At 66.8% G+C, this 20580-nt stretch carries 19 protein-coding genes and 1 tRNA gene; 6 read left to right on the top strand and 14 right to left on the bottom strand.

From position 1 onward, the window contains the following. Positions 1-3 precede the first annotated feature (3 nt). From AC3QL3_RS15805 to AC3QL3_RS15845, 9 genes are all read right to left on the bottom strand, one after another. On the bottom strand, positions 4-495 hold the full coding sequence (locus tag AC3QL3_RS15805; protein WP_492895045.1) for a GNAT family N-acetyltransferase: 492 nt from the start codon (positions 493-495) through the stop codon (positions 4-6). Next, positions 495-1586, bottom strand: a complete 1092-nt coding sequence (gene ychF, locus AC3QL3_RS15810; protein ID WP_492895046.1) for a redox-regulated ATPase YchF — start codon at positions 1584-1586, stop codon at positions 495-497. The genes AC3QL3_RS15805 and ychF overlap by 1 nt, the downstream gene beginning before the upstream one ends. Positions 1587-1702: 116 nt before the next feature. Next, positions 1703-2287 carry an aminoacyl-tRNA hydrolase gene (gene pth / locus AC3QL3_RS15815; RefSeq protein WP_492895047.1) on the bottom strand — a complete coding sequence of 195 codons (585 nt, stop codon included), beginning with the start codon at positions 2285-2287 and terminating at the stop codon, positions 1703-1705. Between the two features lie 141 nt (positions 2288-2428). Continuing rightward, complete coding sequence (locus AC3QL3_RS15820) at positions 2429-3118, bottom strand: 50S ribosomal protein L25/general stress protein Ctc (protein ID WP_492895048.1); 690 nt, start codon at positions 3116-3118, stop codon at positions 2429-2431. Between the two features lie 158 nt (positions 3119-3276). After that, positions 3277-4233, bottom strand: coding sequence for a ribose-phosphate diphosphokinase (locus AC3QL3_RS15825; RefSeq protein WP_492898949.1), 957 nt, complete (start codon positions 4231-4233; stop codon positions 3277-3279). A 138-nt stretch (positions 4234-4371) separates the two neighbouring features. After that, positions 4372-4446 (bottom strand) — tRNA-Gln (locus tag AC3QL3_RS15830). Between the two features lie 179 nt (positions 4447-4625). Next, a complete protein-coding gene (gene ispE, locus AC3QL3_RS15835) occupies positions 4626-5507 on the bottom strand; it encodes a 4-(cytidine 5'-diphospho)-2-C-methyl-D-erythritol kinase (protein WP_492895049.1) in 882 nt (293 codons plus the stop codon). Continuing rightward, complete coding sequence (gene lolB / locus AC3QL3_RS15840) at positions 5504-6121, bottom strand: lipoprotein insertase outer membrane protein LolB (RefSeq protein WP_492895050.1); 618 nt, start codon at positions 6119-6121, stop codon at positions 5504-5506. Before lolB ends, ispE begins: the two co-directional genes overlap by 4 nt. After that, positions 6118-7797, bottom strand: a complete 1680-nt coding sequence (locus tag AC3QL3_RS15845) for a tetratricopeptide repeat protein (RefSeq protein ID WP_492895051.1) — start codon at positions 7795-7797, stop codon at positions 6118-6120. The genes lolB and AC3QL3_RS15845 overlap by 4 nt, the downstream gene beginning before the upstream one ends. 226 nt (positions 7798-8023) lie before the next feature. On the opposite strand from AC3QL3_RS15845, the gene hemA reads away from it, so the two are divergent. Together hemA and prfA are read left to right on the top strand one after the other, a co-directional pair. Then, positions 8024-9289 (top strand): glutamyl-tRNA reductase, encoded by a 1266-nt coding sequence (hemA, locus tag AC3QL3_RS15850; protein ID WP_492898951.1) that lies wholly within the window; start codon positions 8024-8026, stop codon positions 9287-9289. 116 nt (positions 9290-9405) lie between these two features. After that, positions 9406-10488 (top strand): peptide chain release factor 1, encoded by a 1083-nt coding sequence (gene prfA, locus AC3QL3_RS15855; RefSeq protein ID WP_492895052.1) that lies wholly within the window; start codon positions 9406-9408, stop codon positions 10486-10488. 6 nt (positions 10489-10494) lie between these two features. Here prfA and AC3QL3_RS15860 read toward each other — a convergent pair whose 3' ends face one another. Then, positions 10495-11067, bottom strand: coding sequence for an energy transducer TonB (locus tag AC3QL3_RS15860; RefSeq protein ID WP_492895053.1), 573 nt, complete (start codon positions 11065-11067; stop codon positions 10495-10497). Between the two features lie 276 nt (positions 11068-11343). On the opposite strand from AC3QL3_RS15860, the gene AC3QL3_RS15865 reads away from it, so the two are divergent. From AC3QL3_RS15865 to AC3QL3_RS15880, 4 genes are all read left to right on the top strand, one after another. Next, positions 11344-13446, top strand: a complete 2103-nt coding sequence (locus AC3QL3_RS15865) for a tetratricopeptide repeat protein (RefSeq protein WP_492895054.1) — start codon at positions 11344-11346, stop codon at positions 13444-13446. A gap of 46 nt (positions 13447-13492) precedes the next feature. Continuing rightward, positions 13493-14014, top strand: coding sequence for a molybdenum cofactor biosynthesis protein B (gene moaB / locus AC3QL3_RS15870; RefSeq protein ID WP_492895055.1), 522 nt, complete (start codon positions 13493-13495; stop codon positions 14012-14014). A 40-nt stretch (positions 14015-14054) separates the two neighbouring features. After that, the gene (ppk2, locus tag AC3QL3_RS15875; protein WP_492895056.1) at positions 14055-14831 is read left to right on the top strand and encodes a polyphosphate kinase 2; all 777 of its coding nucleotides are present in this window, start codon (positions 14055-14057) and stop codon (positions 14829-14831) included. A gap of 252 nt (positions 14832-15083) precedes the next feature. After that, positions 15084-15998 carry a DUF1295 domain-containing protein gene (locus AC3QL3_RS15880; RefSeq protein ID WP_492895057.1) on the top strand — a complete coding sequence of 305 codons (915 nt, stop codon included), beginning with the start codon at positions 15084-15086 and terminating at the stop codon, positions 15996-15998. Between the two features lie 12 nt (positions 15999-16010). Here AC3QL3_RS15880 and secF read toward each other — a convergent pair whose 3' ends face one another. From secF to tgt, 4 genes are all read right to left on the bottom strand, one after another. Next, the gene (gene secF, locus AC3QL3_RS15885) at positions 16011-16952 is read right to left on the bottom strand and encodes a protein translocase subunit SecF (protein WP_492895058.1); all 942 of its coding nucleotides are present in this window, start codon (positions 16950-16952) and stop codon (positions 16011-16013) included. Continuing rightward, entirely contained in the window at positions 16952-18865 is a 1914-nt protein-coding gene (gene secD / locus AC3QL3_RS15890) for a protein translocase subunit SecD (RefSeq protein WP_492895059.1), read from the bottom strand. Before secD ends, secF begins: the two co-directional genes overlap by 1 nt. 65 nt (positions 18866-18930) lie before the next feature. Next, positions 18931-19263, bottom strand: coding sequence for a preprotein translocase subunit YajC (gene yajC / locus AC3QL3_RS15895; protein WP_492895060.1), 333 nt, complete (start codon positions 19261-19263; stop codon positions 18931-18933). A 109-nt stretch (positions 19264-19372) separates the two neighbouring features. Next, positions 19373-20488, bottom strand: a complete 1116-nt coding sequence (gene tgt, locus AC3QL3_RS15900) for a tRNA guanosine(34) transglycosylase Tgt (protein ID WP_492895061.1) — start codon at positions 20486-20488, stop codon at positions 19373-19375. Positions 20489-20580: the final 92 nt, after the last annotated feature.

A 20580-nucleotide genomic window follows, 5' to 3' on the forward strand; every position in this document is an offset into this window, starting at 1 on the left:
GCGCTAGACGGATTTCGCCGCAGATAGGCGATATTCCATCGGCGTCGCCAGCACGCCGCGATCGAGCGCTGCCGGCCCGAGCTCGACGAAGCCGAGCCGGTGATAGGCCGGCACCGCGAATGCGGACGAGTTGACCGTGATGCGCTCGGGCCGCGCTGATTCGATGCAGGCCGCCAGCGCCGTTTCCCACAACGCCCGCGCAATGCCGCGACCGTGGAACGCGACGTCGACGAAAAGCAGATTCAGATGGCTGTCGTCGCGCGTCGCCGCGACACCGACCAGACGCCCGCCGACTTCGGCGAGGTGATGCCTCTGACCGGCGCCGATGCGCGCGCCGATCGCCGCCGTGCCCATCCACTCGAGCAGCGGCGCAATCGCTGCCGGCGGCTGCTCCGGCAACACGTAGCGACGCGCCGATTCGACCACCAGCGCGCTGATCGCCGACGCATCGCCGAAGCGCGCGAGACGAATCGTGACGGCGGCCGCGTCGGTCATCAGACGTTGAAGCGGAAGTGCAGCACGTCGCCTTCCTTGACCAGGTATTCCTTGCCTTCCAGGCGCAGCCGGCCGGCGTCGCGCGCGCCGGCTTCGCCCTTGTACTTGATGTAGTCGTCGTAGGCGATCGTCTCGGCGCGGATGAAGCCGCGCTCGAAATCGGTGTGGATCACGCCGGCCGCCTGCGGCGCGGTCGCGCCCTTCTTCACCTGCCAAGCGCGCACTTCCTTCTCGCCGGCGGTGAAATAAGTTTGCAGGCCGAGCAGCTTGTAGCCGGCACGGATCACACGATTCAGGCCCGGCTCGTCGAGGCCGAGATCTTTCAGGAACTCGTCGCGGTCGGCGTCTTCGAGCTGCGCCATTTCCTCTTCGATCGCGGCGCACACCGGCACCACTTCGGCGCCTTCCTGCGCCGCACGCTCACGCACTTTGTCCAAGAACGGATTGTTCTCGAAGCCGTCTTCCTTGACGTTGGCGATGTACATCAGCGGCTTGAGCGTGAGCAGGAAGAGATCGCGCAACAGCGCCTTCTCGTCCTCGTCGAGGCCGGCCGAACGCGCCGCGCGACCGTCGTCGAGGACTGCCTGCACCTTTTGCAGCACCGGCCGGCGCGCGATCGCGTCCTTGTCGTTCGCCTTGGCGGCGCGTTCGACACGGTTGAGTGCCTTCTCGACCGATTCGAGATCGGCCAGCGCGAGTTCGGTGTCGATCGTCTCGATGTCGGAGATCGGATCGATCTTGCCGGCGACGTGCACGATGTCGGTGTTCTCGAAACAGCGCACCACGTGCGCGATCGCGTCGACTTCGCGGATGTGCGCGAGGAACTTGTTGCCCAGGCCCTCGCCCTTCGAGGCACCGGCGACGAGGCCGGCGATGTCGACGAACTCGATCGAGGTCGGAATGACCTTCAGCGGCTTGGCGATGCCGGCGAGCGCGTCGAGACGCGGATCGGGTACCGGCACCACGCCGACGTTCGGATCGATCGTGCAGAACGGAAAGTTCGCCGCCGCGATGCCGGCCTTAGTCAGCGCGTTGAACAGAGTCGACTTGCCGACGTTGGGCAGGCCGACGATGCCGCATTTGATACCCATGGTTGAGTCCGGGATTCGGGATTGGGGATTTGGGATTGGTAAGAGCCAAGATTGGAGAGCTGCGGATCGAGACCTCGGATCGGCTTTCGCCTGTCCGAATTCCCAATCCCCAATCCCTAATCCCGACTGTTCGTGTGCAATTGCTTCATCGCCGCCTCGAACTGGCCCGACACGGCCAGCGGCAGCACGTCGAGAGAGCGTCCGATCGCTTCGAGCATGGCTCCCTCGTCGACCGCGGACGGACGGCCGAGTACCCAGCCGTGCACACGATCCTTGTGCCCGGGATGACCGATGCCCAGACGCAGGCGATGGAACTTGCCGTGACCGACGTGCGCGAACAGATCGCGCAGACCGTTCTGGCCGCCGTGACCGCCGTCGAACTTCAGGCGCGCGGCACCGGGCGCCAGATCGAGGTCGTCGTGTACGACCAACATCTCTTCCGGCTCGATCTTCCAATAACGCAACGCAGCGCCGACCGAGGCGCCGCTCGCATTCATGTACGTGGTCGGCTTGAGCAGCCACAACGGCGCACCGGCCAGAGAAATTTTCGCCGTCTCGCCGCGCAGCTTGGATTCGACGCCGAAGCGCGCGCCCTCGCGCTGTGCGAGCGCATCGACCAGCCAGAACCCGGCGTTGTGCCGCGTCCTGAGATGCTCGGCGCCCGGATTGCCGAGGCCGACGATGAGACGAAGACCCGCCATGACGATGAGAACGCTCGCTGCTGAGATCGGCCGCGGCACGGCCTCTTTGATGAGAAAGCCAGCGGAGCCGGGCTCCGCTGGCTTTTCCGAACCGCCTGCGCCGACCGCTGGCCGACGCATGATCTCGCTTGCGTGCGGTTCTTACTTCTTCTCGTCCTTCTTCGCCGGCGCAGCCTTGGCCGGAGCGGCCTTGGCCGGAGCCGCAGGAGCCGCTTCGGCTTCGCCTTCGGCCGGAGCCTCTTCGACTTCTTCGCGGACTTCCTTGGCGATGACGACGGCGTTGTCGTGCTCCTTGCCCAGGCGCAGCTCCGGAATCTCGACGCCCTTGGGCAGCTTGAGATCGGACAGATGCACGATGTCGTCGACCTTCAGCTCGGACAGATCGATTTCGATGTACTCCGGCAGATCCTTCGGCAAGCACGAGACTTCGACTTCGTTGAGCTCGTGCGTGATGACCACGCCCGAGGCCTTGCCGGCCGGCGAATCTTCTTGATTGAGGAAGTGCAGCGGCACGCGTACGCGAATCGCCTCGTTCTCGTTCACGCGCTGGAAGTCCAGGTGCAGCACCATCTGCTTGAACGGATGACGCTGCATGTCGCGCAACAGCACTTTCTGCACGTCTCCGTTGAGACTGAGGTCGAGGATCGAGGAGTAGAACCACTCGTTTTGACTCGCATGCCAGACCGCCTTGTGCTCGATCTGGATGCTGACCGGCTGCAACTCGCCACCGTAGACGATTGCCGGAACGAAACCGGCGCGACGCAGGCGGCGGCTCGCACCCTTGCCCTGGTCGTCACGCTTTTCCACGCTGATTTGATGTGTCTTTGCCATTTTCTATTGCCTTTACTGCGGTTGTGCCGCCTCACGGCGGCATGGACTCTCTCCCGCGACCAGGAGAGGGGTGGAGCCGGGATTGGAGATTCGTGATTCGGGATTCGCTGAAGACAAAGCTCTGCGCTTTACCAATCCCCAATCCCCAATCCCAGCTTTCAATCTACATACAACGAACTGACCGATTCGCCATAAGCGATGCGGCGAATCGTCTCGGCCAACAGCTCGGCGACCGAGAGCTGGCGGATGCGGCCGCTGGCCTTGGCCGCGTCCGACAACGGAATCGTGTCGGTGACGACCATTTCGTCCAGCGCCGAGCCGACGATGTTCTGGATCGCCGGACCCGACAGCACCGGATGGGTGCAGTAGGCGACGACCTTGCGCGCGCCGCGCTTTTTCAGCGCCGCCGCCGCCGCGCACAGCGTGCCGGCGGTATCGACGATGTCGTCGACCAGCACGCACACCTTGTTCTCGACCTCACCGATGATGTTCATCACCGTCGCTTCGTTCGCGCGCGGACGACGCTTGTCGATGATCGCGAGGTCGGCGTCGTCGAGGCGTTTGGCGATCGCGCGCGCGCGCACCACGCCGCCGACGTCCGGCGAAACCACGATCAGGTCGTCCTTCGCGTAGTAGCGCCAGATGTCGGCCAACAGCACCGGCGAGGCGTACACGTTGTCGAGCGGGATGTCGAAGAAGCCCTGAATCTGGTCCGCGTGCAAATCCACCGTCAGCACGCGGTCGGTACCGACCACGCCGATCATCTCGGCGGCGACCTTGGCCGTGATCGGCACGCGCGCCGAGCGTGGCCGGCGGTCCTGCCGGGCGTAACCGAAGTACGGGATCACCGCGGTCACGCTGGCCGCCGATGCGCGCTTGAGCGCGTCGATCAGGGCCAGAAGATCCATGAAATTGTCCGCCGTCGGCGCGCACGTCGGCTGCACCACGAAGACTTCCTGCCGGCGCACGTTCTCTTCGATCTCGACCTGCACCTCGCCGTCGCTGAAGCGACCGACCAGGGCCTTGCCGAGCGGCACGTTCAATTCGGTGCAAATCGCGGACGCCAATTGGCGGTTCGCATTGCCGGTGAAAACCAGGATGCCGGGGCTGTTCACGTTGGTATCCACGCTGCAAAACTCCGATACGCAAACCACCGGCCCCTGCCGCGCAAGGGCGCCGACCGCCGATGGCCGGCAAAGTGTGGAGACTATCCAGCCCAGTCAACCCAAACGCTCGCGCGCGAGTGCTTGGGTTGGCTGGGGCGGCAGGATTCGAACCTGCGAATGCCGGGATCAAAACCCGGTGCCTTACCGCTTGGCGACGCCCCACCGTGCGCGCAGCGGGCTTTCGCCCGCCTTGCATGAAAAAGGTCGCGGCAAAACCGCGCCACGTCTTCCTCGACACGTCGCTCCGCGACGCGCCTGCAGCACCTCCTGTGCCGCGAACCACTCAGATCCTCGAACTCACCTTCTCCCGCCAGCGGAAGAAGGAAAGCAAACATGGGTCGCTATCCCGCTTCGGTGCGCCATTCCTGCAGCCGCGCCGACAGCGGTGAGACCGCTACACCGCGCGCCGCGAAAGCGCGCGTTCCGTCCGGACAACTTTCCACGATCCGCGCTGCCGTTTCGCGCGTATCGACCGCCGCGAAAAGGCAGCCGCCCGAGCCGCTGAGCCTTGCCTCGCCGTAGCGGCCGAGCCAGTCCAGCGCCTGCGCCACCGCGGGAAACCGTTCGCGCACGACCGGCTCGAACACGTTGCTCGTCCGGGCGCCCGCAAGGAAGCGCGGAATTGTCAGCTGCAGCGCAGCACGTGTCAATTCCGGCGCCGCGAACAGGGCTGCTGTCGGCACGCTGACGCCGGGGTCGACGACGACGTACCAGCGTTCGGGCAGCGCCAGCTCGGTCAGGCGCTCGCCGACCCCTTCGGCCCAGGCGCTGCGGCCGCGCACGAACACCGGTACGTCGGCACCCAGGCGCAGGCCCAGCGCAGCCAGCTCGTCCTCGTCTAAGCCCGTGTCCCATAACGCATTCAGGGCGACCAGCACGGTCGCCGCATCGGAACTGCCGCCGCCCAGACCGCCGCCGAGCGGGATGCGCTTGTCGATCGCGATGTCCGCCCCGAAGTGCACGCCGGCGGCGGCCTGGAGCGTGCGCGCAGCGCGCACCGCAAGGTCGTTCTCCGCAGCGACGCCGGGCAGCGGATCGGGCCGCCCGATCACGCCGTCCTCACGCAGGCGCAGACGCACCGTGTCGCCCCAGTCGAGCATCTGGAACGCGGTCTGCAGCAGGTGGTAGCCGTCGCTGCGACGGCCGACGATGTGCAGGAACAGATTCAGCTTGGCCGGCGCCGGCCAGGCGCTCCAGCCGGTGCCTTCGAGCGCTGCCGTCACCGCGCATCCCACTCGCGGATGGCGAGGCGGACCTTGTACTCGCCCTTGGCCGCGAACACCTTGCTCGGCAACGGCGGGGTGCGCGTCGTGTCGTAGTCGAGATATTCCACCTTCCAGCCGGCTTCCTCGATCTCGGCCGGCAAGCCGTCGGCACGGAACGCGATCTGCGCAGCGGAGCCCGCGCGAAGGCCACGCGCCCAATAAGTCAGTTCGGCCACCGGCACGTGCCAGCCGAGTTCGCGCTGGAGCAGGCTCTGCGCATCGCCCGCCTCGACCGCCTGCTCGCGCAGACCTTCCAGCCGCGCGCCGTGCGCGTCGCCGGTGAGCGTCCAGGTCTTGCCGGTGACCGGCGCGTGCATGCTGAAGCGGAACGCGGCGCCGTGCTGAGCCCATTCGAGCGAGCCGCTGCCGCTGTCGCGGCCATCGGACACGCCGAGGCGGCCGCGCAGGCTCCAATCCGTGACGGCACCGAGTGTGCGTTCGCGCTCGGTCTGGCGCGCGAGGTGGTCGGCGTCAGCCGGCTGCAATACGGGCTTCACGCGCTGGCCGACGCAGGCGGCGAGCAAGAGCGGCAGCGCGACTGCCGCGACCAGACGCAAGACGCCGCGGCTCATGCGCCGAGCCGCTTGATCGTTTCGAGCAGCACCTTGTTCTTCGGATCTTTCTTGCGGCCTTCATCCCAGATCCGACGCGCTTCCTCGCGCTCGCCCTTGGCCCATAGCACTTCGCCCAGATGCGCGGCGATATCGGGTTCGGGTTGTTTCTCGTAGGCGCGACGCAGCTGTTTCAAAGACGCATCGAGATCGCCCAGCCGGTAATGCAGCCAACCGAGGCTGTCGATGATCGCCGGCTCGTTCGGCTTCAGCTCGATCGCGCGGCGAATCAACTCACGCGCCTCGCCCAGCTTGGGACTGCCGCGCGGACTGCCGTCGGCCAAGGTGTAGCCGAGCGCGTTCATTGCTTCGGCGTCGTCGGGCTTGAGTTCGATCACGCGGCGCAGATCGCGTTCGGCCGCCTCGCTATCGCCGTGCTCGGCTGCCAGCAGTGCGCGTGCGTAGAGCAAGCGCGTGTCGTCGGGCAGCGCCTCCAGACCGCGCGCATACGCCGCCTGTGCCTCGCGCGGGCGCTGCTTGCGTGCGAGCAGCTCGGCTTCGAGCAGATAGGCGCTACCGAGCTGTTCGCTGTCTTCGGCGGTCTGCGCCTGCAGTTGATGCAGGAAATCTACCGCTTCGGCGCTGCGGTTGAGCTGGTCGAGCAGCACCGCCACGCGCAACTGCGCGTCGAACCAATGCTCGTCGTCGTCGCCGATCTCGCGGTACCAGCCGAGCGCGTCGTCACGCCGCTCGAGCATTTCGCCGAGCTGTCCGAGCAGATACAGCCGCTTGCCCGAACGCGCGCTCTTGTCGGCCTGCATCTCGCGGTAGAGCCGCGTCAGCGCGGCTTCGTCGTCGGCACGCGCGGCGTACGCGGCGCGCGCGCCGTAAGTGGTGTCGTCCTGCGCGCCGCGCTCGAGCGCGCGCGCGGCCGCAGCGTTGTCGCCGCTGTCGGCTAAGAGCGCCGCGTAACCGCCGCGCAACCGCAGGCTGCCGGGATCGCGCTTGAGCGCCGCGGCGTATTGCTCGCGCGCTGCCGTCTTGTCCCCCCGATCGAGGGCCAGGCGCGCGCTCCAGGCATAGCTTTCGCCGCCGCGGAACTTCGCTACCGCGCGATCGGAGAGGCGCTGCGCCAGCGCCTTGTCGCCGAGCTTGAAGGCGAGCTGGCTCATGGCGATCCAGTTCGTCTCTTTCGCCGACAAATGGTCCGGCGTGGCGAGCCGTTCCAGCGTTTGCGCGGCCGCGGCCTTGTCCGGCGCGTTCAACAAGGTCTGCGCGATCAGGCGCCAGCCCTGCTCGTCGCCGCGTGCGGCCAGGGCGGCGAGATCGCCGTAGGCGTCGTCGGCTCGCTGCTCACCTAGCGCCAGCGCGGCGCGCGCCTGCACGATGCCGGGTTCCTGCGGAGCGAGCGCCTGCCAGCGCGCCAGCGCACGCCGCGCGAGCGGCCATTGCTTGACCGCCAGTGCAAGCCGCGTCGCCTCTTCGCTCACCGCCGGATCGCTGGAAAGGTCGGCCGCTTCGGCGTAACCCTGCGCGGCGGTGGCGAGGTCGTCGCCCTGCAAGGCGAACTGCGCCGCCAGCAGTTTCAGCATCAGATCGTTTTCCGCCGCCACCGGCACCACCGCCGGCCGCAGTTCGGCGCTCGCCGCCGACGGCTTGGACGGCAGCGGCGTGCAGGCCGCCAATGCGACCGCCACGGCGGCGCAAGCGGCGCCGAAACGGAGCGAAATTCGAGGGCGGTGCGGCATTCCGTCGTGCATGCAAAGCCTTGTCTTGCTTGATATCGCGGGATCGCGCCCGCACAATTCGCGGCGCTCGGCGCAGGCGTTGCGCCAGTATCGGCAACGGTCGCGAACTAGCTTAGCCGATCCCGTCATCGCTGATTCCATCATCGAGACTCGCCACGCCTCACTCTCACTCGATATGGCTCTGGTCGCCCTCGGACTCAACCACCTGACCGCACCGGTCGCCCTGCGCGAGCGCGTCGCGTTCCCGCCCGAGGCGACCTCGCCGGCGCTGGCCGACTTGTTGGCCGAGCCGGGCGTGCGCGAGGCGGCGATCCTGTCCACCTGCAACCGCACCGAGCTGTACTGCACCGTCGAACCCGGCGCTGAAGGCACGCCCGCCGCCTGGCTGCAGCGGCATCAAGACCTGACCCGCGCACGCATCGACGAGTTCCTTTACCACCACCAGGACGCCGATGCGGTGCGGCACTTGTTCCGCGTCGCCACCGGGCTCGAATCGATGGTGCTGGGCGAGCCGCAGATTCTCGGCCAGGTCAAGGACGCCTACGCCTTCGCGCGCGACGCCCACACCCTGAAAGCACCGCTGGAGCGCCTGTTCCAGAACACCTTCGCGGTGGCCAAGCGCGTGCGCACCGACACCCGCATCGGCGCCAATTCGGTCTCGGTCGCATTCACCGCGGTACGGCTGGCCGAACGCGTGTTCGCCGACCTGCGCGAGGCCTGCGTGCTCTTGATCGGCGCCGGCGAGACGATCGAACTCGCCGCGCGCCACCTGACCGAGGCCAAGGTACGCCGGCTGATCGTCGCCAACCGCACGCTCGACCACGCGCAAAGCCTGGCCACGCGCTTCGGCGGTTACGCCATCGCGCTGGCGGATCTGGGCAAGCATCTGGCCGAAGCCGACATCGTGATCGCCTCGACCGCGAGCCGCGAACCGGTGCTGAGCCGCGCCCAGGTCGCCGCCGCCATCGCCGCGCGCCGGCGCCGGCCGATGTTTCTGGTCGACATCGCGGTGCCGCGCGACATCGAACCGGCCGCAGCCGAGATCGAAGACGTTTATCTGTACACCATCGACGACCTGCGCCAGGTCATCGACGACAACCTGCGTTCGCGCCGCGAAGCCGCGCGCGAAGCGGAAGCGATGATCGAGCTCTCGGTCGAGCATTTCATGGGTTGGTGGCGTGCGCTCGACGCGCACAACCCACTGGTCGACCTGCGCCGCGTCGCCGAAGCCAGCCGCGACGAGACGCTGGCCAAGGCACAGGCCCTGCTCGCGCGCGGCCGTCCGCCGCAGGAAGCACTCGCCTTCCTCGCCAATACGCTGACCAACAAGCTGCTGCACGCACCGAGCGCCAACCTGCGCGCCGCCGCCTTGCGCGGCGATGCCGAACTGCTGCGCGCGGCCGAGCGCTTGTTCGACACGGAAGCGGGGGTTGGGGATTAGGGATTGGGGATTGGTAAAGTCAGACCATACCGATCCGCTCACCATTCCGCAGTACGAAAGACGCCGAGCCCGGCTCTTCCGAATCCCCAATCTCAAGTCCTCAATCCCGGCCCTCCATGCAACCCACGATCCGCCGCAAGCTCGAACAACTGGCCGAACGCCACGAGGAACTCGAGCATCTGCTCGCCAGCGCCGAAGTCCTCGCCGACGCCAAGCGGCTGCGCGAGGTCTCGCGTGAGCACTCGCAGCTGACCCCGCTGACCGAAAGCCTGCGCGCCTACGACGAAGCCGGCAGCGCGCTCGAATCGGCGCAAGCGATGCTGCGCGATCCGGAATTGAAGGACCTCGCGGTCGAAGAAATCGCCGCGCTCGAAGGCGAGCGCAGCCGGCTCGAGGACGAACTCAACCGCTTGCTGGTGCCGAAAGACCCGCGCGACGGGGCCAATCTGTTCCTGGAAATCCGCGCAGGCACCGGCGGCGACGAAGCGGCGATCTTCGCCGGCGATTTGATGCGCATGTATCTGCGCTACGCCGAGCGGCAGCGATTCCGCGTCGAGATTCTGTCCGAAAGCGCCGGCGAGCACGGCGGCTACAAGGAAGTGATCGCGCGCGTCGAAGGCCAGGGCGCGTATTCGCGCCTGAAATACGAATCGGGCACGCACCGCGTGCAGCGCGTGCCGGAAACCGAAGCGCAAGGCCGCATCCACACCTCGGCCGCAACCGTCGCGATCCTGCCGGAAATGGACGAAGTCGAGGACATCGAGATCAAGGATGCCGACCTCAAAGTCGACACCTTCCGCTCCTCCGGCGCCGGCGGCCAGCACGTCAACAAAACCGACTCGGCCATCCGCATCACGCATCTGCCGAGCGGCATCGTGGTCGAATGCCAGGACGAGCGCAGCCAGCACAAGAACCGCGCACGTGCGATGTCGCTGCTGAAGGCGCGTCTGCTCGACGACGCGCAGGCCAAGCAAACCGCCGCGCAAGCCGAATCGCGCAAATTGCAGGTCGGTTCGGGCGACCGCAGCCAGCGCATCCGCACCTACAACTTCCCGCAAGGCCGCCTCACCGACCACCGCATCAACCTGACCTTGTACCGCCTGCCCGAAATCGTCGCCGGCGATCTCGACGAGGTGGTAGACGCGCTCACGCGCGAGGATCAGGCCGATCAGTTGCAGCGGCTGACCGCAACCGCCTGACCCCGCTCAGGGCGTGCGGCCGGCGACCGCGGTTTCGAGCTTCAGCACCGAATCGAACAGCGGCGAGTCGCCGCTTTGTTCAGTATCGGCGAGACGGCTTCCCCATCCACCGGGAGGGCTCCAATCGCATTTCGGCGGTCGCACTCGGCTGTCCGCGAGATTGAAGCAGACAGGCACCAGGACGGTGCCCGCCAACGGATGTCCGCCGACGAGTTCCGGCGCGAACGTCCACTGACGCACCGAGGCCAAGGCAGCATCGACCAGCGGCTTGTCCGCATGCGGCGCACCCGGATAGACGTCGACGTCGGTCACGCGCCCATCGCCGCCGTAGCGGACCTGAAGCAGAACCAAGCCTTGGCGGCGCGCCTTGACCGATGCATCGGGATATCTCGGCGGCACCCGCTTGCCGTAGTAGCCGCCGGTGTCGATGCTGGCAATGCGCAACGCGACTCGCTTGTCGTCGATCGGCGTCGCTTGCAGCCTGACCCGCAGGACCGATTCCGTCGCGGCCGGTTGCCCGTTGAGGGTGCCGGGCTTGAAGCGCCAAGTGCGAATCTCGTGTTCCAGTCTCTCGCGCAAATCCGATGGGACTTTGTCTCGGCTGCTGAGCTGCGTGACTGCCCCGCTCGCGTCCACGGAAATGGCCCAATTCAGCCGGATCGTCTTCGCTTCGCTCGCAGCCCAAAGATTCGAGCCGGCCAACATTCCTACTACGCACAGTCCCAAAGCGATCCACGACTTCATGATTGCCTCACTGCCGAAAACCCGCTGCATTCGAATCAGTATCGATCCGCCCCGGCCGCCGCGCAACGTGCGGCGATAGCGCAAATCCTCCGCCTGGGTTAGCGTCGTCCAATGACCGAATCGCTCCTGTCCGCGCCGCCGGATGCGCTGCAAACCGTCGTCCAATCGCTCGAACAAGGCCGCATCGCCGACGCCGAAGCACGCGCCGCTGCTTTGCGCGCACAGTTTCCCAGGGACGCGGAAACGACGCGTCTGCATGCGATCGCATTGCTGCAGCTGGGCCGCACCAGCGAGGCGCGCGAGGCGCTGATCGCTGCGCAACGCTTGGCGCCGCAATCGATCGAGGTGCTGTGCAATCTGGGCAGCGTGCTGTTGGCGGACGGTGACGCGGCGGCGGCGGTGACGACGCTCGAGCACGCGTACGCGTTGGCGCCGCAGCATCCGGCCGTATTGAATGGACTGGGCAATGCGCGGCGCGCGGCGGGCGATCTGGCCGGCGCCGGCGCGGCGTATCGCGCCGGCACGGCGGTCGCGCCGAACTATGTCGGCGCGTGGTTCAACCTCGCCGCGATCGAGCTGGCGCTCGGCGAGTTCGTGCAAGCCGAGCGCGATGCGCGGCACGCGCTCGCTCTCGCGCCCGGCCACCCGCAAGGCCTGCTCCTGCTCGGCCATGTGCTCGGCGCGCAAGGGCGGCACGCCGAAGCCGAGGCTGCTTACGCCGCCGGCGCGCGCTCCGATCCGCGCGACGCACGCTTCCCGTATCAGATCGGCCTGATGGCGGAGGAGCAGAAGAAGTTCGCCGTCGCCGCCGAAGCGCATGCACGCGCGCTGACGCTGGATGCGAACCTGCATCACGCCCTCGGCCAGCTCGTGTTCCTGCGCCGACAGCTGTGTGACTGGCGCGATCTCGATGCGTTGTCGAACGCGTTGCGCGCGCGGGTCGGCGCAGGTGCCGCCGGCATCGCGCCGTTCGGCTTCCTGTCCGAGCCGGCCGATGCCGCCGAGCAATTGCACTGCGCGCGCCATGCGGCACGCGACGTCGAAGCGAATGCCGCACCGCTGCGCGCGCGCCTCGCGTTGACGCAGCCGGTCTTGCCTGCCGACGCGACGCTGCGCGTCGGCTTCGTCTCCAACGGCTTCGGCAACCATCCGACCGGTTTGCTGACGGTCGCGTTGTTCGAAGCGTTGCGCGAACAAGGCCTGCACTTCGAGCTGTTCGCGACCAGCGCCGACGACGGCAGCGCGATTCGCCAGCGTCTGCACGCGGCCGCGCAAGCACTGCACGAATGCGCCGAGCTTTCCGCCGTCGCATTGGCGCAACGCATCCACACGCAAGCGATCGAGATCCTGATCGACCTGCGCGGCTGGGGCGGCGGTAGCGTCGCCGAAACGCTGGCGTTGCGTCCTGCCCCGTTGCAGGTCGGCTGGCTCGCCTATCCCGGCACCTCGGGCGCTCCTTGGATCGACTACGCGATCGCCGACCGCGTGGTGCTGCCGCCGTCGCTGTGCGCGCAGTTTTCCGAAGCGGTGGCGTGGCTGCCGCGCTGCTTCCAGCCGTCCGATCCGACGCGCGTGGTCGGTGAGCCGCCGTCGCGGACGGACTGCGGCCTGCCCGCGAACGGCGTCGTCTACGCCTGCTTCAACAACAGCTACAAGATCAATCCGGCGGACTTCGAGCGCATGCTCGCGGTGCTGCGCGCCGTGCCCGATTCGGTGCTGTGGCTGCTGTCCGGGCCGGAACGCGCCGACGATCGTCTGCGCGCCGAAGCGCAGCGCGGCGGCGTCGACGCGGCACGGCTGGTATTCATGTCCAAGCTGCCGCACGCCGACTACCTCGCGCGCTATCACCACGCCGATCTGTTCCTCGACACCTCGCCCTACGGCGCGCATACCACCGCTTCGGATGCGATCTGGGCCGGCTGCCCGGTGCTGACCGTGCCCGGCGCGACCTTCGCCGCGCGGGTCGCGGCAAGCCTGAATCATCATCTCGGCCTGGCGCAGCTCAATGCGGCGGACGATGCCGCTTTCGTCGACGCTGCGATCCGGCTCGGCCGCGACACCGATGCACGCGCGGCCCTGCGCGCCGAACTGGCCGAGCGGCGGCGCGGCAGCGGCCTGTTCGACATGTCCGCGCTGGCCACCGATTTCTTCGCCGTATTACGTGAGATGTCGCGCCGTCATCGCGCCGGGATGCCGCCGGCGGCGATCGGCTAGAAGGCGGCGGCTTCCCGCGGCCGGCGCCGCGCGCTACGCTGGCCGCATGACTGCGCAAGCCGACTTCGTTCCGCTCAATCTCTGCGTACTGACCGTTTCCGACACGCGCAGCGCCGCCGAGGACAGCTCCGGCGACTACCTCGTGCTTTCGCTCGGCCAGGCCGGGCACCGGCTGGCCGAACGGCGCATCGTCAAGGACGACCGCTATCTCGTGCGCGCGGTGGTCGCCGCCTGGATCGCCGACGAGAACGTGCACGGCGTGATCGTCAACGGCGGCACCGGCTTTACCGGCCGAGACTCGACGCCCGAGGCGATCTTGCCGCTGCTCGACAAGGAGATGCCGGGCTTCGGCGAAATGTTCCGCCAGATCAGTTTCGAGGAGATCGGCACCTCGACCATGCAATCGCGCGCGTTCGCCGGCCTGTCCAATCACACCTTCGTGTTCTGCCTGCCGGGCTCGACCTCGGCCTGCCGCACGGCCTGGGAGAAGCTGATCCGGGCACAGCTGGACGCGACCACCAAACCCTGCAATCTGGCCGGCCTGCTGCCGCGCCTGCGCGAGCGATGATCGGCGCGGCCGGCGCTACCGGCGAGACGGAGACGGCGACGTGGATAAACTGAAGAAGAAGCAGTACGCCAACACGCTCGAGGATCTGCACAAAGATCTGGTCCAGCTGCAGCGCTCGATCATCGCGACCGGCAAGCGCGTCGCCGTGATCTTCGAAGGTCGCGACGCAGCCGGCAAAGGCGGCGTGATCAAGGCGATCAGCGAGCCGTTGAACACGCGCTACACGCGCGTCGTCGCGCTGCCCAAGCCGAGCGAACGCGAATCGACGCAGTGGTACTTCCAGCGCTACGTCGAGCACCTGCCGGCGGCGGGCGAGATCGTGCTGTTCGACCGCAGCTGGTACAACCGCGCCGGCGTCGAACACGTGATGGGTTTTTGCAGCGACGCGCAGTACCGCCGCTTCCTGGCCGACTGCCCGGTGTTCGAGAAACTCCTCGCCGACGACGGCCTGATCCTGCTCAAGTACTGGCTCGCGGTCGATCAGGACAAGCAGGAGGAGCGCTTCGGCGACCGCGCCACCGATCCGCTCAAGCGCTGGAAGATCTCGCCGGTCGACATCAAGGCGCGCGAGCAATACGCCGCCTACGGCAAGGCGCGCGATGCGATGCTGAAGGCGACGCATGCCGCCTCGGCACCGTGGTTCGTGGCCGACTTCAACGATCAGAAGCGCGGCCGGCTGAACCTGATCTCGCATCTGCTCGCCCAGCTGCCCGATCGCGCGCCGCCGGACAAACCGCTGAAGCTGCCGAAGTTGAAGGGCAAGCTCGGACGCGAGCGCCTGGCCGACCAGCGCTTCTGGATTCCCGAAACGGCCTGACTTGTTGTCAGTTCGTGACCGGGTAGCGAGAAATACCCGCCTCGGCGGGCGCGCTTTTCACACCCCGTATACCCAGCACGGCGGAAGCTCCTGGGGCCGGTGCGGCGACCCGCGGGGTCGTCGCCGCTGCCGGCATTCAAGGACGCTGGGAACACGAGCACGAGCACTGGCGCTGGGCCGCGGCGGTGTGGAGTATTGCGCTTGTCCGTCGATGGGGGCAGCGTGGAATTCGACCGCGCGAAGAACTGAGACATGAATCCGCTGCTGCCACTGTGGATGCTGCTGGCGAACGTGGCGGTCTTGCTCGCCGGTTGGCTGGTGCAGCGCAGATTGCGCAATGCGGGATTGGCCGACTTGCTGTGGGCCTGCTGCATCAGCGCCAGCGCGATCTACTACGGCATCGTCGCGCAGGGTTCGCCGACCTCCCAGCTCCTGGTCGCCGTGATGGGCGGGCTGTGGGGATTCCGCCTCATCATGCATTTGCTGCGCCGCATCCTGGTCGAACGCGAAGACGCGCGCTATCGCCATCTGCGCGAGAGCCGGGCTCATCCCGAAGGGTATTTCTTCGCGCTGTTCCTCTGGCGCGGCATCTCGGCCGCGCTGTATTCGCTGCCGTTGTACATCGCCGCCAGCAATCCGCTGGTCGGCGCCGATCTGTGGACTCTGTTGGCGGCGCTCGTTTATCTGATCGGGCTTTCGGGCGAAGCCTACGCCGACATGCAGCTGTCGACCTTCCGCGCGAATCCACGCTATTTCGGCCACACCTGCCGGCGCGGTCTGTGGCGTTATTCGCGCCACCCGAACTACTTCTTCAGCGCGGTGCACTGGTTCAGCTACGTGCTGCTCGCGGTCGGCATGCCGGGGCCGCTGTGGGCGTTGACCTTGCTCGGCCCGCTGCTGACGATGGGCGGTTGGGTGGTGTCGATTCCGCTGGCCGAGGCGCAGGCCTTGCGCATGCGCGGCGAGGACTATCGCGTGTACCGCGACGCCACCTCGATCCTGCTGCCGTGGTTCCCGCGCGGCTGGCCGGACGACCAGCCCGACACTTCGTCCTGGCAGACACCGCTGCCGCCGTCGCGCCGAGTGGTGCGCACGACGGCAACGCGAGTGCCGCTGGAAGCGTACGTACGGCGCGAGATGAAGCCGCCCGGCGACGGCGCCGCCTGAGCGGCGGCGTCCTTACGGCCGGCGCTCGAGTTCCGGGCTTTCCTTGGTCACCGGCATCAGGTCGGACTTGGATACGCCGAGCCAGTACAAGATCGGGTTGGCGAAGAAGATCGACGACAGCGTACCGATCACGATGCCGACCAGCATGGTCAGGCCGAAGCCTTCCACCGCCGGGCCGCCGACGAAATACAGCGCGAACATCGACAGCGAGGTCGTGACCGAGGTCATGATCGTGCGCGACAGCGTCTGGTTGATCGACTTGTTCAAGATCGAATACGAATCGGCCTTGCGCGTCAGTCGGAACAATTCGCGCACGCGGTCGAACACGACCACCTTGTCGTTGATCGAGTAACCGATCACCGCCAGCAGCGCGGCAAGCACGGTCAGGTCGAAATCGATGTGCATCAGCGAGAAGAAGCCGAGCGTCAGGATGGTGTCGTGGATTTCACTGGCGATCGCGGCGATCGCGAAGCGCTTCTCGAAGCGGATACCGATGTAGATCATGATGCCGATCATCACGAACACCGCCGCGACGATACCGTCGTTGCGCAGATCGGCGCCGACCGAGGAGCCGACCAGGTCCGGGTGGCGCTTGAGCGTCGCGTCCGGACGCTGCTTGGCCAGCGCGCCGATGACGTCGGCGCCGACGCGCTCGGCGTCCTTCTGACCTTCCTGCGGCTGCAGGCGGATCGACACCTCGCGCGTGCTGCCGGCGCTCTGCACCTGGGCGCCGTGGAAGCCGCCGGCGTCGAGCGCGGCACGCACCTGATCGACTTCGATCGGCTGCTCGTACTTGGCTTCCACCAGCACGCCGCCGGTGAAGTCGAGCGCGTAGTTGAGGCCGCGCGTGGCCAAGAGCGCGAGCGAAGCGATCATCAGCACGACCGAGATCGCGATGCTGATCTTGCGCCAGCCGAGGAAGTCGATGTTGCTGTTGGGATTAAAAAGTTCCATTACGCCGCTCCCGCTCTGGAGTAGCCGCTGCCGATCGACAAGCCCTTCAGCTTGCGGCGGCCGTGCACGAAGGTGGTGATCGCGTGGGTGACCGTGACCGAGGTGAACATCGAGGTCAGGATGCCGATGAACAGCGTCACGCCGAAGCCGCGGATCGCGCCCGAACCGAGCGTCATCAGCGCCAGCGCGGCGAGCAGGTGGGTCACGTTGGCGTCGAGAATGGTCGCCCAGGCCTTGTCGTAGCCGGCGCGGATCGAAGCCAGCGGCGTCGAACCGTTGCGCAATTCTTCGCGCACGCGTTCGCAGATCAGCACGTTGGCGTCGATCGCCATGCCCAAGGTCAACACGATGCCGGCGATGCCGGGCATGGTCAGGGTCACGCCGATCGCACTCATCACCGCGAGCAGCAGCACCAGGTTGAAGAACAGCGCGATGTCGGCGATCAGGCCGAACACCCAGTAATAGAACGCCATGAAGATCAGCACTGCGCCGAGACCGAGCAGCACCGCGTAGACGCCCTTCTTGATGTTGTCGGCGCCGAGGCTCGGACCGATCACGCGTTCCTCGACGATATCGACCGGCGCTGCGAGCGAACCGGAGCGCAGCATCAGGGCGAGGTCGGACGCTTCCTTGTTGCTACCCAGACCCGAGGTGTTGAAGCGGTTGGAGAACACGCCGCGGATCGTCGCCACGCTGATGACCTCTTCGGTCACCTTCGTGCTGCGCACTTCCTTGCCGTCGATGATCTTCGTTTCCGGCGTGCGCTCGATGTAGACCACCGCCATCGGCTTGCCGACGTTCTGCGAGGTGAAATCGAGCATCTTGCGGCCGCCGGTCGCGTTGAGCGTGACATTGACCGCCGGCGTTCCGTTCTGCGGATCGGGCGCGCTGGACGCATCCACCATCTCATCGCCGCTGACGATGATCTTCTTCTTCAACAGCACCGGCTGCTTCTGGCCGCTGGGGCCGAGTTCGCGGCGGTAGTAGAGCTTGCTGTCGGGCGGCACGACACCGCCGTTGGCCGCTTCGATCGCGTTGCCGGTTTCGTCGGCGGCGTGGTATTCGAGCGTGGCGGTCGCGCCGAGAATCTTCTTCGCTTCGGCGGTGTCCTGCACGCCGGGCAGCTCGACCGCGATGCGCGATTCGCCCTGTTGCTGGATCAAGGGCTCGGCCACGCCGAGCGCATTGATGCGGTTGCTCAGAGTGGCCTGGTTCTGGCGGATCGTGTTGAGCGCGATCTCGCGCACCTTCTCCGGCTTCACGCCGGCGTTCAGCGTATACGCCTCGCCGACCTGGGCGCCGTTGGCGATGCTCAAATCCGGCACGCCGGTGCGGATTGCGGCCAGCGCCGCGTCGCGGTCCTCGGCACTGCGCAGCTGCACCACCAGACCCTGCGGGCCGCGGCCGACCGACTGATAACGGATGTTCTTGTCGCGCAAGGTCGCGCGGATGTCGTCGGCGTAGCGCTGCAGCTGCTTCTCCAGCACTTCCTTGTCGTCCACTTCCATCAGGAAGTGCACGCCGCCCTGCAAGTCCAGGCCCTTGGGCATTTCGCGCGCGCCGATCGAGCGCATCCAGCCCGGCACGGTCGAGGCGAGGTTCGGCGCGACCGTGTACTGGTCGCCGAGCGTCTGCTTCAGATCTTCGACCGCCTTGGTCTGATCGTCGGCGGCGCCGACCGGCAGACGCACGAGCAGATGAGTGCCGCTCAGATCGATGGACTGGAAGCCGATCTTCTGCTTCTCCAGCTCACCCTGCACTTTCTCTTTCAGCGCCGCGTCGACGGTGGCGCCGCGGTTGGCGACGATCTGCACCGCCGGTTGCTGCACGAACAGGTTCGGCACGCCGTACAGCACGCCGAGCAGCAGCACGACGACGACGAGCACGGATTTCCAGCGGGGAAAATCGTTCATCTTGGATTCCAGGCAGCGACATCCCGACCGTGTCCGGCCGGGCTACATATCCTAAAAACGGAGGACTACGCGGACTTCAACGTGCCCTTCGGCAACACCGCGGAGATCGCCTGCTTCTGCAGCTTGACCACCACGTTCGGAGCGACCTCGAGCGTGACGAACTGCTCGGCGATGTCCTCGATGCGGCCGAGCAGACCGCCGTTGGTCAGCACTTCGTCGCCCTTGGCCAAGGCGCCGATCATCGCGCGCTGCTCCTTCGCACGCTTCATCTGCGGGCGGATCAGCATGAAGTAGAACACCGCGAACAGGATCAACAGCGGCAGGAACGAAAGCAGCGGGTTGCTCGGGGCACCCGGCGCGGCCGCCTGGGCGTAGGCGTTGGTGATGAAGAAGTCCATGCTGTCTCCAGTGGTGCTGCGGCCGGCGCGAACGGCAGGCCGTTAGAAAAAGGTCGCGAAGTATGCCACAGGCCCGGCAGGCCGTCCCTGCCCCGCCGTGGCGCGCCGATCAGGCCGCTTCGGCGGTGCGCTGCGCGTAGAAATCGGCGACGAAGGCGTCCAGGCGCCCGGCCGCGATCGCCTCGCGCAGGCCGCGCATCAGTTCCTGGTAGTAGTGCAGGTTGTGAATCGTCGCCAGCTGCGGCCCGAGCATTTCGCCGCAGCGGTCCAGATGGCGCAGATACGCGCGGCTGAAGCCGGAGCGGCAGGTGTAGCAGGCGCAGTCCGCGTCGAGCGGGCGCGTATCGCGCTCGAACTTCGCGTTGCGGATGCGCAAGGTTCCGTGGCGGGTGAACAGGTGCGCATTGCGCGCGTTGCGCGTCGGCATCACGCAGTCGAACATGTCGACGCCGCGGCGCACGGATTCGACGATGTCTTCAGGCCGCCCCACGCCCATCAGATAGCGCGGCCGTTCCTTCGGCAGCAGCGGTTCGACGCCTTCCAAGGTCGCGTTGCGCTCGTGTTCCGGCTCGCCCACCGCGAGACCGCCGATCGCATAGCCGTCGAAGCCGATCTCGATCAGGGCCTCGGCTGAACGCTTGCGCAAATCCGCGTAGACGCCGCCCTGCACGATGCCGAACAACGAATTGGGATTGCCCAACTGGTCGAACGCGCGGCGCGAGCGCAAGGCCCAGCGCAGCGACAACTCCATCGAATCGCGCGCCTGCTTCTCGGTTGCCGGATACGGCGTGCATTCGTCGAAGATCATTGCAATGTCGGAATCGAGCGTGCGCTGGATGCGCATCGATTCCTCCGGCGACAAGAACACCTTGGCGCCGTCGACCGGCGAAGCGAACGCGACGCCCTCCTCGCTGATCTTGCGCTTGTGCGCCAGGCTGAACACTTGAAAGCCGCCCGAGTCGGTCAAGATCGGCCGCTCCCAGCCGATCAGCCGATGCAGCCCGCCGAATTCACCGACGACATCCAGCCCCGGACGCAAGAACAGATGGAAGGTGTTGCCGAGAATGATCTCGGCACCGATCTCGACCAGGTCGCGCGGCGTCATCGCCTTGACCGAGCCGTAGGTGCCGACCGGCATGAAGGCCGGCGTCTCGATCGTTCCGCGCGGGAAGGTCAGACGGCCGCGGCGCGCGGTGCCGTCGGTGGCGAGAAGATCAAATTTCATGAAAGCCGTGATTGGGGATTCGGGATTGGGGATTCGGTAGAGACGAGCACCAACAAGTCGACAATGGATTGGGTTGGGTTGAAGGAAACGAA

The organism is Dokdonella sp. GW821-FHT11D02, assembly GCF_058808595.1.

What these genes read in the sequence shown, in the direction of transcription:
- AC3QL3_RS15805 (WP_492895045.1), bottom strand. Translation starts at nt 495, where the DNA reads ATGACCGACGCGGCCGCCGTCACGATTCGTCTCGCGCGCTTCGGCGAT.
- ychF (WP_492895046.1), bottom strand. Translation starts at nt 1,586, where the DNA reads ATGGGTATCAAATGCGGCATCGTCGGCCTGCCCAACGTCGGCAAGTCG.
- pth (WP_492895047.1), bottom strand. Translation starts at nt 2,287, where the DNA reads ATGGCGGGTCTTCGTCTCATCGTCGGCCTCGGCAATCCGGGCGCCGAG.
- AC3QL3_RS15820 (WP_492895048.1), bottom strand. Translation starts at nt 3,118, where the DNA reads ATGGCAAAGACACATCAAATCAGCGTGGAAAAGCGTGACGACCAGGGC.
- lolB (WP_492895050.1), bottom strand. Translation starts at nt 6,121, where the DNA reads ATGAGCCGCGGCGTCTTGCGTCTGGTCGCGGCAGTCGCGCTGCCGCTC.
- hemA (WP_492898951.1), top strand. Translation starts at nt 8,024, where the DNA reads ATGGCTCTGGTCGCCCTCGGACTCAACCACCTGACCGCACCGGTCGCC.
- prfA (WP_492895052.1), top strand. Translation starts at nt 9,406, where the DNA reads ATGCAACCCACGATCCGCCGCAAGCTCGAACAACTGGCCGAACGCCAC.
- AC3QL3_RS15865 (WP_492895054.1), top strand. Translation starts at nt 11,344, where the DNA reads ATGACCGAATCGCTCCTGTCCGCGCCGCCGGATGCGCTGCAAACCGTC.
- moaB (WP_492895055.1), top strand. Translation starts at nt 13,493, where the DNA reads ATGACTGCGCAAGCCGACTTCGTTCCGCTCAATCTCTGCGTACTGACC.
- AC3QL3_RS15880 (WP_492895057.1), top strand. Translation starts at nt 15,084, where the DNA reads ATGAATCCGCTGCTGCCACTGTGGATGCTGCTGGCGAACGTGGCGGTC.
- secF (WP_492895058.1), bottom strand. Translation starts at nt 16,952, where the DNA reads ATGGAACTTTTTAATCCCAACAGCAACATCGACTTCCTCGGCTGGCGC.
- secD (WP_492895059.1), bottom strand. Translation starts at nt 18,865, where the DNA reads ATGAACGATTTTCCCCGCTGGAAATCCGTGCTCGTCGTCGTCGTGCTG.
- yajC (WP_492895060.1), bottom strand. Translation starts at nt 19,263, where the DNA reads ATGGACTTCTTCATCACCAACGCCTACGCCCAGGCGGCCGCGCCGGGT.
- tgt (WP_492895061.1), bottom strand. Translation starts at nt 20,488, where the DNA reads ATGAAATTTGATCTTCTCGCCACCGACGGCACCGCGCGCCGCGGCCGT.